Origin of the sequence: Mycobacterium kyogaense, from assembly GCF_036946525.1 — a bacterium.
Taxonomy (GTDB): Bacteria; Actinomycetota; Actinomycetes; order Mycobacteriales; family Mycobacteriaceae; genus Mycobacterium; species Mycobacterium kyogaense_A.
The window spans coordinates 23,352-38,491 of sequence record NZ_JAQIIY010000006.1 but is presented as its reverse complement, the minus strand read 5'-3'; the positions used below and the strand labels follow the sequence as shown (position 1 = coordinate 38,491).

Genomic DNA, 15,140 nt, shown 5'->3' with positions numbered 1-15,140 from the left:
TTCGATTTTCGCCGCACGCTGCTGGGATGACGTTCACCGAGTGCGTACGCTTTTCGCGTGAGTGTCTCCTCGGCGCTGCTGCTCGCGGCGGTCGTGGCACTGCTCGCCCTGGCGGTCGGTGTGGTGTTCGGCGTTGGGGCAGCCCCCCGTCTGCGCGAACGGCGGGAGCGTCGCGCGGTCGAACAGACCGGGATCACCGTGTCGCAGATGCTGCGCCATGCGGTCGCCCAGTCCCCGGTCGGGATCGCGGTCGTCGACACCTACCGCGACGTGGTCTACACCAACGAACGGGCCACCGAACTCGGGTTGGTGCGCGACCGGTTGCTCGACGACAGGGCCTGGCAGGCCGCCCAGCGCACCCTGGCCAGCGGCGAGGACGTGGAGTTCGACCTGTCGCCGCGCAAACGGGAACGACCAGGACGATCAGGGCTCTCGGTCCGCGGTCACGTGCGGCTGCTGACCGAGGACGATCGTAGGTTCGCGGTGCTCTACGTCGACGATCAGTCCGAACACGCGCGCATGGAGGCGACGCGTAGAGATTTCGTGGCGAACGTCAGTCACGAACTCAAGACGCCGGTCGGGGCGATGGGTGTGCTCGCCGAAGCAGTGCTCGCCTCATCCGACGACCCCGAGACGGTGCGGCATTTCGCCGAGAAGATGGTCACCGAATCGCACCGCCTGGCCAGCATGGTCGGCGAGCTGATCGAGCTGTCCCGTCTGCAGGGCGGCGAGCGGCTGCCGGATCTGGATTCCGTCGACGTCGACACCGTGGTCGCCGAGGCGCTGTCGCGGCACAAGGTCGCCGCCGACAACGCCGACATCGCGATCACGACCGATGCTCCCACCGGCTTCCACGTCATGGGTGACGAGACGCTGCTGGTGACCGCGATCGCGAACCTGGTGTCCAACGCCATCGCGTACTCGCCGAACGGCTCCTCGGTGTCCATCAGCCGCCGCCGGCGGGGGGACGCCATCGAGATCGCGGTCACCGACCGCGGTATCGGGATCGCGCCTGCCGACCAGGAGCGGGTGTTCGAACGTTTCTTCCGTGTCGACAAGGCCCGATCGCGGGCCACCGGAGGCACCGGCCTCGGCCTGGCGATCGTCAAGCACGTCGCCGCCAATCACAACGGCTCGATCCGGCTGTGGAGCCAGCCGGGCACGGGTTCCACGTTCACCCTGTCGATTCCCGCCTACCTGGGCGCGAGTGACCCCGATGACCACGACGGTGACGACGACCGAGAGGACGACGTATGAGAGGACGACGTATGAGGGGACTAGGACTGCGATGACCAGTGTGCTGATCGTGGAGGACGAGGAGTCCTTGGCCGATCCCCTGGCCTTCCTCCTGCGCAAGGAGGGCTTCGAGGCCACCGTGGTGGCCGACGGACCGTCCGCGCTCGCCGAGTTCGATCGGTCCGGCGCCGACATCGTGCTGCTGGACCTCATGCTGCCCGGGATGAGCGGCACCGATGTGTGTAAGCAGCTGCGGTCCCGGTCGAGCGTGCCAGTCATCATGGTGACCGCACGGGACAGCGAGATCGACAAGGTCGTCGGCCTGGAGTTGGGTGCCGACGACTACGTGACGAAGCCGTATTCGGCACGTGAATTGATCGCCCGCATCCGTGCGGTGCTGCGCCGTGGCGCCGATACCGACGACGCAGGCATCGACGATGGCGTGCTGGAGGCGGGTCCGGTCCGCATGGATGTCGAGCGCCACGTGGTCAGCGTCGGCGGCACCCCCATCACTCTGCCGCTCAAGGAGTTCGACCTGCTCGAATACCTCATGCGTAACAGCGGGCGTGTGCTGACGCGCGGGCAGTTGATCGACCGGGTGTGGGGCGCCGACTACGTCGGTGACACCAAGACGCTCGACGTGCACGTCAAACGGCTGCGCAGCAAGATCGAGGCCGATCCAGCCAATCCGGTGCACCTGGTCACGGTCCGCGGGCTGGGGTACAAGCTCGAGGGCTGACCCGAGCCGCGCTCAGGAACGTCTCAAGCCCCCGACGGCCGTCGGGGGCTTAGTCGTGCGCGCTCGGTGAAACCGAACGCCGCATGCTGTGAAATTTTGCCTGGCGTTAACAAGCGACGCCGTCTGCCAGATTCACGATCCAAACTTCTGTGTAATGCATCACAATACGTTTGTATGGCATTGGGTGGTTTATGTTTGCTAAACCTGCAAAACTGTGAGCAAAGTCGCAGAGGCTTCGCAGCTAGCCAGTACGCAATGGCGGCATGTACAGCGTATGTGCGCAGTTTAAACGCGCATTGTGACGACGAAGGTGAATCGCAAGGGATGCTCGCTCGACCGTTAGCTGGGGCGGCAAATTCTTTGCCTAGACGCCGGAGGCAACCGATGCTAACGTTCTCGCCAGACGTCTCCTGATCCAGAAACTGTCAGTGCAGCGAATGTCAGATTCTTTGCGCTGATCGCAAGCTTCCGACATGTGGGCGACTACAGAGGAACACCGGAGAGCGTCGCCAACGTCGAACAGAACGGGAGTCAGGGTGACTGAAGTGGTAGCCCAGAACGGACACGACGCGACTGCGCCGCGCACGGCCAGTCTGCTCAGTGCTAACCACGGTGCCAACCACGGTGCCAACCACGGCGCCAACCACGGTGCCGGCCTCAGTGCCGCAGCCGTCGGAGGCCGACGTGCCACGAGCCGATCGACGATGACGGTAAGTCTCGTCATCCCGGTCCGCAACGAAGCGCGCAACGTCGCGTGGGTGCTCGAGCAGATCACCGATGACGTGGACGAGATCGTGCTGGTGGACGGCAACTCGACCGATGCCACCGTGATCACCGCGCAGCGATGCCGGCCCGACATCCGCGTGGTGTCGCAGAAGGGCGTCGGCAAGGGTGACGCGCTGCGCACCGGCTTCCACGCGGCCACCGGCGACGTGATCGTGATGATCGACGCCGACGGCAGCATGGCCCCCCAGGAGATCAAGCACTTCCTCCACTTCCTGTCCAGCGGCTACGACTTCGTCAAGGGCTCGCGCTTCATCGCCGGCGGTGGGTCGTCCGACATCACCCCGCTGCGCAGGCTCGGCAACAAGTTCTTGCTCAGGGTCTTCAACTCGGCGTTCAAGGCCGACCTGACAGATCTCTGCTACGGCTATTGCGCCTTCCATCGCCGCTACCTCGAGGTGATGTCGCTGCAGGCCACGGGATTCGAGATCGAAGCGGAGATGACGGTGCGGGCCATGCAGGCCGGCCTGCGCATCGCGGAGGTGCCGAGCATGGAGATGCCGCGCCGGCACGGCACGTCGAACCTGCGCGCCTTCCGGGACGGGATACGAGTGCTGCGCACGGTGCTGCGCGATCACGATTCCGGTGTTTCCGGACGGGTGGTACAGGCCCTGGCGGCCGAGAAGTAAGAGTCGACCGGGGGGAAGACGACATGGCTGGCATCACAACATCGACGGCGACCACGCCACGGTCGGCGAGTACCCCACTGACGGCTCCGGTTCGCGACACGCGGGATCGGGCCCCGCGTCCGCGAGTCTCGATCTGCATTCCGGCCTACCAGGCGGCGCGCCACCTGACGGCAACGCTCGAGAGCGCACTCGCCCAGGACTGCGGGAGCTTCGAGATCGTGGTCATCGACAACAACAGCACCGACGGCACCGCGCAGATCCTCGACGGGATCGCCGATCCGCGGATCCGCGTGCTGCGCAACGACGTGACCGTCCCGATGATGGACAACTTCAACATCGCGGTCCAAGAAAGCCGAGGGAGGTACGTGAAGGTGGTGTGTGCCGACGACATCGTCGCGCCCGACTGCCTGCGCCTGCAGTCGGAGATCCTCGACGCGATGCCATCGGTGACGCTGGTGTCGGCGCGCACGGACTTCGTCGACGACTGCGGCGCGATGATGCGGCCCGCCCGCGGGCTGCCCGGGATCGTCGGGCTACAGCCTGCCGGCCGCGTGGTGCGGCGGATCGTGCGCAGCGGCACCAACCCCGTCGGCCCGCCCGTCGCGGCGATGTTCCGCCGGGAGGATTTCGACCGCAGCGGCGGATTCCGGCACGTCACCTCCTTTCTCAGTGAACTGGACCTATGGGTCCGGCTTCTCGACCGCGGCGACTTCTACGGGATCCCGGCGACGCTGGCGGCGTTCCGTATCGCCAGCGGTTCCACGACGGCGATGACCTCGGCGCGCTCGCAGCTTCGGCAGCAGCTGGGGTTCAGCGACGGCCTGGCGGCCGACGCACGCTGGCAGGTCAGCACCGGTGACGTGCTGTACGGCCGACTTCGGTCCTACGACATGCAGCTTCGCCGCACTGGTTTGTATGCCCTGAGCAACCTGCGCAACCGGCGCCGGTTTGCTGCCCAGCGACGAGCAGGAAAGGACCTCGGCGGCGATGCTGTTGCAAGACGTGGGTGACCGCCAGGTGCGCCGGCCGGCGATGAGCCTGTCCGTCGTCGTGTGCGCCTACACTCTCGCGCGCTGGGATGATCTCTGCCGCGCAGTGGAATCTGTTCTGGCCGAACACGATACGGTGACGGAGCTCGTGGTCGTGATCGATCACAACGAGGAGCTCTTCGAGCGGGCTGTCGAGCGTTTCCGTGCCGATTCCCGGATTGCGGTGTGCCGCAACACCGGGGAGCGCGGACTCTCGGATGCGCGCAACACGGGTGTGGCGGCCAGCCGCGGTGACATCGTGGCCTTCCTCGACGACGATGCCGCAGCGCAACCGGGCTGGAGCAGCGCATTGGTGGCCCACTACGACGATCCCGAAGTCGTCGGTGTCGGCGGCCACGCTGAACCGGTCTGGCCGTCCGAGAGGCCGCGATGGATGCCCGCCGAGTTCGACTGGGTGGTGGGCTGCAGCTACGTCGGACAGCCACAGCAAGTCGCAGCGGTCCGTAACCCGTTGGGCTGCAACATGTCTCTGCGCCGCTCTGTCTTCGCCGAAATCGGCGGCTTCCGCTCGGAGGTTGGTCGAGTCGGCTCGGTTCCGGTCGGTGGCGAGGAGACCGAGCTGTTCCTGCGGTTGCGCGCGCAGCGCCCGACGGGGCGGGTGCTGCTCGATCCGTCGGCGGCGGTGTCGCACCACGTCAGCGCGGACCGCGCCACACCGAGGTACTTCATGCGTCGCTGCTATCACGAAGGGATGTCCAAAGCAGTGGTCACGAGATTGGCCGCCGCACCCAAATCGCTGGACAGCGAGCAGAGTTACGCCACCCGGGTGCTGCCGCGCGCGGTGGTTCGCGAGGCGTTGTCGCCGCAGCGCGGGGGACGGGCCAGAGCCGGCATGATCGTCGCCGGTCTCGTCGTCACCACCGCCGGCTATGTGCGGGGCGTGTTGGCCCGACGGGGTGGTGCGTGGTCATGACCGATCTGACCCTGCCCGAGGCGACCATCGCCCCGGTGCTCCCGGCCGCCGAAGCCCCGACCTGGGCCGGCGCGACCTGGATCGGCGAAGTCTGGACCGACGCGCTCGATCGCGACAATTCCGCGCCTCGATACCGGCTGCGTGGCGCGAGCGGCTACTCCCGCGCCTGTCTGTTGGTGCGCTCCGAAGGCGGTCCGCTGGGATTCGTGACACTCGACGTCACCCATGACGGGGTCGACGGAACCGTGGACGCCGATCAATTGCGCGCGGCGGCCGCTGACCTGCCGCGCCCTCCGGCGCCGCCGGTGCTGTCGGAACTGCCGGCCATCACGGTCGTGATCTGCACCCGCGATCGGGTGTCCATGCTGCAGACAGCGCTGGACTCGGTGCGCGCGGTGGACTACCCCGACCTCGAGGTCATCGTGGTGGACAACGCCGCGGCGACTGACGCGACCCGCCGCTACGTCGACGCGCTCGGCGACCCCCGCGTCCGGGTCATCGACGAGCCGCGCCCCGGGCTGTCGCGGGCCCGCAACACCGGCCTCCTGGCTGCGGCGGGCGAGGTGGTGGCCTTCACCGACGACGACGTCGTGGTCGACCGGCACTGGCTCACCGCGGTGGCGCGGGGCTTCACCCGCGGTGACTCGGTGTGGTGCGTGTCCGGTGTGGTGCCCGCCGCCGAACTGCGGACTCCGGCGCAGGCCTACTTCGACTCCCGGGTCGGCTGGTCTTCCTGCATGTACGCACGTGTCTTCGACTGGGCCGCACCCCCGCAGGACATCCCGCTGTTCCCGTTCGCCGTCGGGCATTACGGCACCGGCGCGAATTTCGCCGTCGACCGCGCTGCGGTGATACGGGTCGGTGGTTTCGACGAGGCGCTGGGAGCCGGCTCACCGACCGGCGGCGGCGAGGACCTCGACATGTTCTTCCGACTGCTGCGCGCGGGCGGAAAGCTCGTGTACGACCCGGCGTCGATCGTGTGGCACCGGCATCGCGCCAGCAGCGAGGGGCTGGCCGCGCAGAGCCGCACCTACGGGATCGGGCTCGGCGCCTGGATCGCCAAGATCGCTCTGGATCCCTCGATCGCCCCCCGCGCGTTCGCCACCGCGGCGGTCAAGGCACCCCAGTTCGCGACCTATCTGGCAGATTCGGCGGCCACCTCCAAGCCGGCCGACGACCTGGCTGATCTGCTCCCCGACGGGCTCACCACGCCGGCGTGGCGCTCGGTGCTGGCAGGCTTTCGGGCCTACCGCGCCGCGCGCCGGGAAGGGCGCTCGGTGGCGCCCCTGGCGGTGCCACGATGAGTCCAGCACTGTCGGTGCTCCGCCACGACGACGCCGGAGCCGACCCCACGGCCGCGAAGAACCTACGGCTCAACACCGTCGCCCTGATCCTGTCGACCGCGTCGACAGGCGTTCTGGGCCTTGCCTTCTGGGCGGTGGCCGCGCGGCTGTTCCCGCCGGCGCAGGTGGGTTTGGCGTCGGCGCTGATCACCTCGGCGGTGCTGTTGTCGACGATGTCGACGCTGGGTCTCGACGTTCTGTACGAACGGTTCCTGCCCGTCGCCGGGTGGCGCGCATCCACTCTGCTTCGCCGCGGATTCGTCCTTGTCGCCGCCATGGGCGTGCTGACCGGCGCCGCCCTGGTGGCGTTCGGCCCGCGCGACCCCCTGTTCCAGACCCCCTCGGCGATGGTCGGTTTCCCGCTGATGGTGATGGTGTTGGCGGTCTTCGCCCTGCTCGACAAGGCGTCCGCCGGCCTCGGGGTGGCTCGCTGGGCCGCGGTCAAGAATCTCGTGCACGCGGTGGCGAAGCTCGCCGCCGTTGCGGCGCTGGCGATCTGGGATCAGGCCGCGACCATCGTGCTCAGCTGGACGCTGACCGCCGGCGTCGCGGCGTTGGTCACCTACGTGATCGTGGACCGGCGCAGCCGCAGGCATCCGCGGTGGCACAAGGCCCCGGATCTTCCGCCGCGCCGGCAGATGTGGTCGTACTTCGGGTCGTCGTTCGGCATCGCCTCGCTGTGGTCGATCGGGCCGCTGGTGGTTCCGCTGATCGTCGTGACCCAGGTCGGCGAGGCCGCCAACGCGTACTTCGCGGTCGCCTGGGCGATGATCAGCGCGCTGTACCTGATGCTGCACCTCGTCGTCAGCCCGTACGTCGCCGAGGTGGCGGCGCACCCCGAGCAGATCGTCGCCCTGTCCTGGCGCATGGTGCGCACGCTGGCCGCCGTGGCTGTCGTCGCGTCGGCGGGCCTGGTGCTGGCCGGCCCGGTGATGCTGAGCATCGCCGGACCGGAGTATCGCGCCGAGGCCCACGGTCTGCTGTGGCTGGCCGCCGCCTTCCTGCCGCTGTCCGGTGTCGCCGCCGTCTACGAAGGCTTCTCCCGGGTGCGCCGCACCCTCGGGCTGTACCTGAGCGTGCAGGCGCTGATGACCGTGGTGATCATCGCGGGCTCTTGGTACGCCACCCGGTCGATGGGCATCGTCGGTGTCGGATGGGCGTACCTGGCCGCCGAGACACTGTCAGCGATCATCCTGATCGGACCCTGCATCGCGTGGCTGCGCCGGGTCGGTAAAGACGGTGACGACCAGCCCACCCCCCGCCGGACGGGGCGGGCCTGGTTCCGGGCCGCAACGGTGCTGCTGGTCACGGTCGTGCCGGTGACGTTGCTGTGCACGATCGACCGGCCCACCGCGTCGGCGTCGGTGGTGATGTTCGACGACTTCAACGGCCCTGCGGGCAGCCGTCCGGACCCGTCGCGCTGGGGATACGACCTCGGTGGCGGCGGCTGGGGCAACGGCGAGGCGCAGACCTACACCGACTCGCCGGAGAACGCGTCCCTCGACGGTGACGGCCATCTGGTGATCACCGCCCGCAGGGACGGCGACGGGTTCACCTCGGCAAGGTTGACCACCCAGGGCAAGCTCTCGTTCGTGCACGGGCGCGCCGAAGCGCGCCTGCGGCTTCCCCGGGGCGCGGGCCTGCACCCGGCATTCTGGCTGCTCGGCGACGACGTCGACCACGTCGGCTGGCCCCGCAGCGGCGAACTCGACGTGGTGGAGACCATCTCGGGCGCCGACTTCATCCACAACGGGGCGATCGGACCCGACTCCGACGGCAGCGAGTACAAGCTCGCGGGCACCCTGCCCATCCAGCCGCCCTTCGTCGACGACTTCCACACCTACTGGGTGCAGCGCGATCCCGGGGTGATCACGATGGGCGTCGACGACCGCACCACCACGGTGTTCCGGGAATCAGATCTGCCGCCCGACGAGAAATGGGTCTTCGACAAGCCGTTCTATCTCCTGCTCAACGTCGCTGTGGGCGGGTCCTGGCCCGGCCCTGCCGACGCCTCCACGCCGTCTCCTGCCGCGATGACGGTCGACTGGGTGCGGGTGACCGGTGACTGATCTCCTCGAACGTCCCACCGGACGCCCTGCCGAGGCCCGCCCCAAGTCGGGCGGCCGACACCGCCGCGTGCAGCCTCCGCGGCGCCGCGTCGAGCTCGAGCTGCTGCGGCCCGAGTGGCTGACGCTGGCGTCTGCGGCGGCGGGTCTGCTGGCCCTGGCGCCCATCGGTACCCCCGCGCGCGCCGTCCTGCTGACCGCCTTCCTCCTCACCGGGCCCGGGATGGCCGTGGTGTTGTGGCTGCGCGTGCCCGTCGCGGCCGCCGTCGCGATCGTCCCGACGACCGGGATGGCGGTGGCCGCCGCAGGCACCGTGACGGTGACCTGGCTGCACGAATGGCTGCCGATTCCGTTGCTCGCGGCGCTGGTTGCCGTCGTCGCTACGTCGGCGGTGCTGTGCGCCGCGCGCCGCCCGCACACACCGCTGCCGGTGCCCGCCGCGGTGCTCCCGCAGCGGTGGCGTCTGAGCGCGCCCTACCTCGTCATCGTCGCGGTGCTGTGCGCGTGGGCGGTGGCGCTGCCGGGCATGGCGAACGCCGAACCGTCGCCGTTCGGACTGCTGGCCACCGGTACCGGACCGGTGCTCGTGGTGCTGGCCGCGGTCCTGGTCGCCGCCTTCGTCGCGGCGCTGCGCCGCGATGCTCTGCTGACCGCCGCCGCCGCGATCGTCGCGACGATCATGGTGCTGCGGCTCACCGCCACGCTGGTCACGGACCTGCCCATGTATGCGTGGACCTACAAGCACCTCGGCATCGTCGACTTCCTCCTCACCCACCGGGTTCTGCCGCCCACGGGGGTCGACGTCTACCGCGAGTGGCCGGCGTTCTTCACCACCTTCGCCTGGTTCAGCGAGATCACCACGCTGGATCCGACGTCCGTCGCGCACTGGTTCGCACCGGTCATCCACGCCGTGCTGGCCCTGGTGGTCGGCTCGCTGGCCGCGATGCTGGGGCTGAACCGCCGCGCGGTGCTCGTCGCGGTGATGATCGCCGAGCTGGCCAACTGGGTGGCGCAGGACTACTTCGCGCCCCAGGCCTACGGTTTCGTGCTCGGACTCGGCATCGTCGTGGCGCTGCTGGCGTCGCGGGTCGACCGCCGCGCCGGGTGGCTGGCGTTCGCGTTGTTCGTGGCGCTGGTGCCGACGCACCAGTTGACCCCCTACTGGATCTTCGGCGTCGTGGCGTTGTTCGCGATGACCGGCCACCTGCGCCCCCGCTGGTCTCTGATCGCCTACGCTGCGGTGCTTTTCGGCTATCTGTATCCGCGGCGCTACATCGTGTTCGAACACGGCGGGTTGTCGAGCCTCAATCCGTTGGCCAATGGTTCGGGTAACGCCGAGTACGCGGGCTCGCTGGCCAAGGTGGCCACCTCACTGGTGTGTCGGGGCCTGTCAGCGACCATCATGCTGCTGGCCGTGGTCGCCGCGATCGTGTGGTGGCGGCGCAAGCAGCCCTTCGTGATCCCCGTGATCCTCGCGTTCAGCCCCTTCGTGCTGCTGATGTTCAGCAGCTACGGCGGCGAGGCCATCTTCCGCGTCTACCTCTACGCGGTGCCCGGTGCGGCCATCTTGATCGCGCCACTGGCCGTCGCGGCGCTGACCCGGCCGATCGTGCACTACGTCGCCACCGCGGCGCTCGCGGTGATCGCCGCAGCGGGTCTGCAGGGGTACTACGGCAACTGGTATCTGAACATGGCCCGGCCGTCCGAGCTGGCTCTGCTGAACAGCCTGGTCGACGGCGCACACGCACCGGCGACCCTGTGGAGCCTGCACTCGGCGGGCATGCCGACGCGGGCGACGGCCCGATGGGTCGACTTCGCGGCCAAGAACGACTCGTTCGACACCCCGGTCGTCGAGAAGTGGCCCGGCTTCCTGGACGGTTTCCCCGACGCCCGGCAGTTCGACGACGTCACCGCGCAGGCCGCCGCGAGCCAGGGGGAGACCTACTTCATCTTCACCGACGACGCGAAGGCGGCATTCGAGTACTTCGGCTACGCCACGGGTGACGCCGTCGACCGGTTCGAGGCGAAGTTCGCCGGCAGCGCGCAGTGGTGCGTGCGCCTGCAGGACGAGACCACCACCGTGTTCCGCTACCAGGCGAAGGGATGTTCGCAATGATGTGCCGGTTGTGCGGCTCGACCAGGATGCACAGCGTGCTGGATCTCGGCGCCACCCCGCCGTGCGAGAAGTTCCTCACCGCAGACGAATTGGATGCCCCCGAGGCGACGTTCCCGCTGCACCTGCGGCTGTGCCAGGACTGCCTGCTGCTGCAGATCCCCGCGCTGATCACGCCTGAGGAGACCTTCACCGAGTACGCCTACTTCTCGTCGTACTCCGACAGCTGGGTCGATCACGCGCGGCGCTTCGTCAGCGAAGCGACGGAAAAGGTTGACCTGCACCAGGATTCGTTCGTCGTCGAGGTGGCCAGCAATGACGGCTACCTACTCACCCACGTCGTCGACGCCGGCATCAGGTGCCTGGGCATCGAACCGTCGGTCAACGTGGGCGAGGCGGCGCGTCAACGCGGCGTGCCGACGGTCTCGGCGTTTCTCGACGAGCAGACCGCGGCCGCGACGCGCGCCGAGCACGGACCCGCCGATCTCGTCGTCGCCAACAACGTCTACGCCCACATCCCCGATCTGAACGGCTTCACGCGGTCGCTGCGCGCTCTGGTCGCCGACGACGGCTGGTGCAGCATCGAGGTGCACCACGCGCTGAATCTGGTGGCGCTGGGGCAGTTCGACACCATCTACCACGAGCACTTCCAGTACTACACCGTGCTGTCGGCGATGCGCGCACTCGCCGCCGGCGGCCTGTCGGTCGTCGACGTCGAGATGCTGCCGACCCACGGCGGGTCGATCCGGGTGTGGGCCCGACCCACCGAACTCGGTGCGGCGCCGACGGCCCGGGTGGCCGACGCGCTGGCCGAAGAAGAGCGCGCCGGCCTGCACGACATCGGCGGCTACCTGACGCTGCGACCGCGCACCGAGACCATCCGGCACGAACTGCTCCGGTATCTGCTCGACTGCCGAGCCCGCGGTGAACGCGTCGTGGGTTACGGCGCGCCCGGCAAGGGCAACACCTTGCTCAACTACTGCGGCATCCGGCCCGACCTGCTCGAGTACTCCGTCGACCGAAACCCGTACAAGCACGGGCGGTTCACCCCGGGAACGCGTATCCCGATCCACGATCCGGCACAGCTGGCCAAGGACCAGCCCGACGTGATCGTCGTGCTGCCGTGGAACCTCGAGCGCGAGATCACCGAACAGCTGCGCTACGCCGGGGCGTGGGGCGCCCGTCTGGTGTACCCGCTACCCACTTTGCACGTCGTCGATCTGGCGGAAGGAAAACAACTATGAAGGTCGTCCTGTTCTGCGGTGGTTACGGCATGCGGATGCGCAACGGTAGCGACGACGAGATCCCCAAGCCGATGCAGATGATCGGCCCGCGACCGTTGATCTGGCATGTGATGCGGTACTACGCTCACTTCGGCCACACCGAGTTCGTGCTCTGCCTGGGCTACGGTGCCGAACACATCAAGAACTACTTCCTGTCCTACCGCGAATCGGTGTCCAACGACTTCGTCATCCGCGGCGGCAAGGTGGAGCTGCTGCAGACAGACATCAGCGACTGGACCATCACGTTCGTCGACACCGGCGCCGAATCGCCCATCGGAGAACGACTTCGGCGTGTCCGCCCCTACCTGGAGGGCGAGGAGTACTTCCTGGCCAACTACGCCGACGTGCTCACCGATGCGCCGATGAACGACATCATCGACGAGGTCAAGGAATCCGGAGCCACGGCCTCCATGCTGATCGTCCCCCCGCAGTCCTCGTTCCACTGCGTCGACATCGTCGAATCCGGACCCCACGCAGGCGCCGTCACGGGCATCACCCCGGTGTCGCGGCTGCCGATCTGGGAGAACGGCGGTTACTTCGTGCTCTCCGGTGACGTGCTCGAGATGCTCACCGAGAACTGCGATCTGGTCGAGGACGTGTGCGGGCGGCTGGCCACCCGCGGAAAGCTCTACGGCTACAAGCATCTCGGCTTCTGGAAGCCGGCCGACACGTTCAAGGAACGCGCCGAGCTCGACGCTGCGTATCGAAGCGGGGACCGGCCGTGGGCGTTGTGGGAGCACGAAAAGGCGGCGGTGTCATGATCGGCCTGCAGACCGGTGCGCTGACCGAGATCGCGGTGCTCGGTGCGCACTGCGACGACATCGCCATCGGCATGGGTGCGACACTCCTGACGCTGAGCCGCGACCATCCGGGACTTCGGGTGCACGCGCTGGTGCTGTGCGGCGCAGGCACTGAACGTGAAGCCGAGGAGCGCGGTGCACTCGCGGCGTTCTGTCCGGACGCCGACGTGCAGTTGACCCTGCTGGGCATCCCCGACGGCGCCACCCCGGCGCACTGGAACGACGTCAAGGGCGGACTGCGTGCGTTCCGCCGCAGCTGCGAGCCCGACGTCGTGTTCAGCACCCAGCGCGCCGACGCCCACCAGGATCACCGGCTGCTGGCCGAGTTGACGCCCACCGAGTTCCGGGACCACCTGATCCTGGGGTACGAGATCCTCAAATGGGAGTCGGACACCCCGTCGCCCAGCGTGTTCCATCCGATCAGCACGGATATCGCGCACGAGAAGGCGCGTCTGCTGCACAAGCACTACCCGTCGCAGACCGATCGGGACTGGTTCGACGACGAGGCGTTCCTGGGCTTGTCCCGCCTGCGCGGAATCCAGTGCCGCAGTGCGCACGCCGAGGCATTCCTGATGGAGAAGACGATCGTGAGATTCGGGAGGGCGGCATCATGAAGGTCTTGGTGACAGGGCATCAGGGTTATCTCGGGACGGTGATGGTGCCGGTGCTGCAGGCGGCCGGACACGATGTCGTCGGACTGGACAACGGCTACTTCGCCGACTGCGTGCTGGGGCCCGCTCCTGCGGACCCGCCGGCACTGAGCGTCGACCTGCGTGACGTCACCGTCGAGCAGTTGCGCGGCATCGACGCCGTGGTGCATCTGGCCGCGCTGTCCAATGACCCGCTGGGGGCGCTCAATCCGGACATCACCCACGACATCAACCACCACGCCTCGGTGCGACTGGCCCGCCTGGCCAAAGAGGCAGGCGTGCAGCGCTTCTGCTACGCATCGACCTGCTCGGTGTACGGCGCCGCGGGGGACGGACTGGTCGACGAGGACGCGCCGCTGCGCCCGCTGACCCCGTACGCGGTGAGCAAGGTCCGCGTCGAAGACGATCTGGCCGCACTCGCCGACTCCGGGTTCACGCCGGTCTTCCTGCGCAACGCCACGGCGTTCGGGTTCTCGCCGCGACTGCGTGCCGACATCGTGCTCAACAACCTGGTCGGATCGGCGGTCTTGACCGGCGTGGTGCGCGTCCTCTCCGACGGGACACCGTGGCGCCCGCTGGTACACGCCCGCGACATCGCGGAGGCGTTCGCGGTCTGCCTGACCGCCCCGGCCGAGCTGGTGTCGTGCCGGGCCTACAACGTCGGAAGTGATGCCAACAACGTCACCGTCGAGCAGATCGCGCGTCGCGTCGCCGACGCGGTTCCCGGCGCGCGCGTCGACATCACCGGCGAGACCGGTGCCGATCCGCGCTCCTACCGGGTCGACTTCGCCCGTGCGCGTGCCGAACTCGGCTACGAAGCGGCTATCACGGTCGCCGACGGCGCGGTCGAGCTGGCTGATGCCTACGTGCGGCACGGCCTGACCGCGGCCGACTTCGAACACACCTTCACCCGGCTGGCCCGGCTCGCGCATCTGCAGGGCAGCGGCCAGCTCGACGAGAAGATGCGTCGTGTCAGCGAATTCGTGTGAGCAGCTCCGCCCAGCTGCCCGCAGAGGCGTCCCGCGCGGACATCGTCGGCGGGTGCAGCGGCCACTCGATCGCCAACGTCGGGTCCTGCCACGACATCGCGAGGTCGTCGGCGGGGTCGTGGGCGCGGTCGATGCGGTAGCACACGTCGGCCCACTCGGTGAGCGCCTGGAAGCCGTGCAGCATCCCCGGCGGCACGTACAGATGCGCGAACGTGACGTCGTCGAGCAGGAACGCCTCGTGCTGCCCGAACGTCGGCGACTCCGGCCGGGCGTCGACGAGCACGTCGTGCACCGCACCGCGTGCGCACCGCACGAGTTTGGCCTCCCCGGGGGCACGGCGACCGTGCATGCCCCGCAGGACCCCCCGCGCCGAGCGGGACTGCGAGTCCTGGATGAAACCGGCCGCCGCCCCCGCGACACCGCGCCACTGATCGAAGATCTCGGCATCGAACGTGCGGGTGAACCACCCGCGCTCATCCAGGTGCGGCTGCGGGACGAAGGTGACGACGCCGTCGAGACGACTCGGTTCGATACGCACGAAGACATC

At 68.4% G+C, this 15,140-nt stretch carries 13 protein-coding genes; 12 read left to right on the top strand and 1 reads right to left on the bottom strand.

Annotated features, from left to right (window positions below; all coding sequences use genetic code 11):
* Window positions 1-57: 57 nt before the first annotated feature.
* The 12 genes from PGN37_RS02305 (at window position 58) to PGN37_RS02250 (ending at window position 14,593) form a co-directional block, all read left to right on the top strand.
* Window positions 58-1,257 carry a sensor histidine kinase gene (locus tag PGN37_RS02305; RefSeq protein ID WP_335329407.1) on the top strand — a complete coding sequence of 400 codons (1,200 nt, stop codon included), beginning with the start codon at window positions 58-60 and terminating at the stop codon, window positions 1,255-1,257.
* A gap of 31 nt (window positions 1,258-1,288) precedes the next feature.
* The gene (gene regX, locus PGN37_RS02300; RefSeq protein ID WP_335329406.1) at window positions 1,289-1,975 is read left to right on the top strand and encodes a two-component sensory transduction protein RegX; all 687 of its coding nucleotides are present in this window, start codon (window positions 1,289-1,291) and stop codon (window positions 1,973-1,975) included.
* Between the two features lie 704 nt (window positions 1,976-2,679).
* Window positions 2,680-3,387, top strand: coding sequence for a glycosyltransferase family 2 protein (locus tag PGN37_RS02295; RefSeq protein WP_442932828.1), 708 nt, complete (start codon window positions 2,680-2,682; stop codon window positions 3,385-3,387).
* Window positions 3,388-3,410: 23 nt separating this feature from the next.
* The gene (locus PGN37_RS02290; protein WP_335329404.1) at window positions 3,411-4,397 is read left to right on the top strand and encodes a glycosyltransferase family 2 protein; all 987 of its coding nucleotides are present in this window, start codon (window positions 3,411-3,413) and stop codon (window positions 4,395-4,397) included.
* A complete protein-coding gene (locus tag PGN37_RS02285; protein ID WP_335329403.1) occupies window positions 4,375-5,349 on the top strand; it encodes a glycosyltransferase family 2 protein in 975 nt (324 codons plus the stop codon). Before PGN37_RS02290 ends, PGN37_RS02285 begins: the two co-directional genes overlap by 23 nt.
* On the top strand, window positions 5,346-6,653 hold the full coding sequence (locus PGN37_RS02280; protein WP_335329402.1) for a glycosyltransferase family 2 protein: 1,308 nt from the start codon (window positions 5,346-5,348) through the stop codon (window positions 6,651-6,653). The genes PGN37_RS02285 and PGN37_RS02280 overlap by 4 nt, the downstream gene beginning before the upstream one ends.
* Window positions 6,650-8,761, top strand: coding sequence for a family 16 glycosylhydrolase (locus tag PGN37_RS02275; RefSeq protein WP_335329401.1), 2,112 nt, complete (start codon window positions 6,650-6,652; stop codon window positions 8,759-8,761). The genes PGN37_RS02280 and PGN37_RS02275 overlap by 4 nt, the downstream gene beginning before the upstream one ends.
* Window positions 8,754-10,874 carry a hypothetical protein gene (locus PGN37_RS02270; RefSeq protein WP_335329400.1) on the top strand — a complete coding sequence of 707 codons (2,121 nt, stop codon included), beginning with the start codon at window positions 8,754-8,756 and terminating at the stop codon, window positions 10,872-10,874. Before PGN37_RS02275 ends, PGN37_RS02270 begins: the two co-directional genes overlap by 8 nt.
* Complete coding sequence (locus PGN37_RS02265; RefSeq protein WP_335329763.1) at window positions 10,871-12,115, top strand: class I SAM-dependent methyltransferase; 1,245 nt, start codon at window positions 10,871-10,873, stop codon at window positions 12,113-12,115. Before PGN37_RS02270 ends, PGN37_RS02265 begins: the two co-directional genes overlap by 4 nt.
* Window positions 12,112-12,915 (top strand): glucose-1-phosphate cytidylyltransferase, encoded by an 804-nt coding sequence (locus tag PGN37_RS02260; protein ID WP_335329399.1) that lies wholly within the window; start codon window positions 12,112-12,114, stop codon window positions 12,913-12,915. Before PGN37_RS02265 ends, PGN37_RS02260 begins: the two co-directional genes overlap by 4 nt.
* Entirely contained in the window at window positions 12,912-13,568 is a 657-nt protein-coding gene (locus PGN37_RS02255) for a PIG-L deacetylase family protein (RefSeq protein WP_335329398.1), read from the top strand. Before PGN37_RS02260 ends, PGN37_RS02255 begins: the two co-directional genes overlap by 4 nt.
* Window positions 13,565-14,593 (top strand): NAD-dependent epimerase/dehydratase family protein, encoded by a 1,029-nt coding sequence (locus PGN37_RS02250; RefSeq protein WP_335329397.1) that lies wholly within the window; start codon window positions 13,565-13,567, stop codon window positions 14,591-14,593. The genes PGN37_RS02255 and PGN37_RS02250 overlap by 4 nt, the downstream gene beginning before the upstream one ends.
* Here the strand turns inward: PGN37_RS02250 and PGN37_RS02245 are convergent.
* Window positions 14,577-15,131, bottom strand: coding sequence for a dTDP-4-dehydrorhamnose 3,5-epimerase family protein (locus tag PGN37_RS02245; protein WP_335329396.1), 555 nt, complete (start codon window positions 15,129-15,131; stop codon window positions 14,577-14,579). The two genes, PGN37_RS02250 and PGN37_RS02245, sit on opposite strands and share 17 nt — an antisense overlap.
* Between the last annotated feature and the right edge of the window lie 9 nt (window positions 15,132-15,140).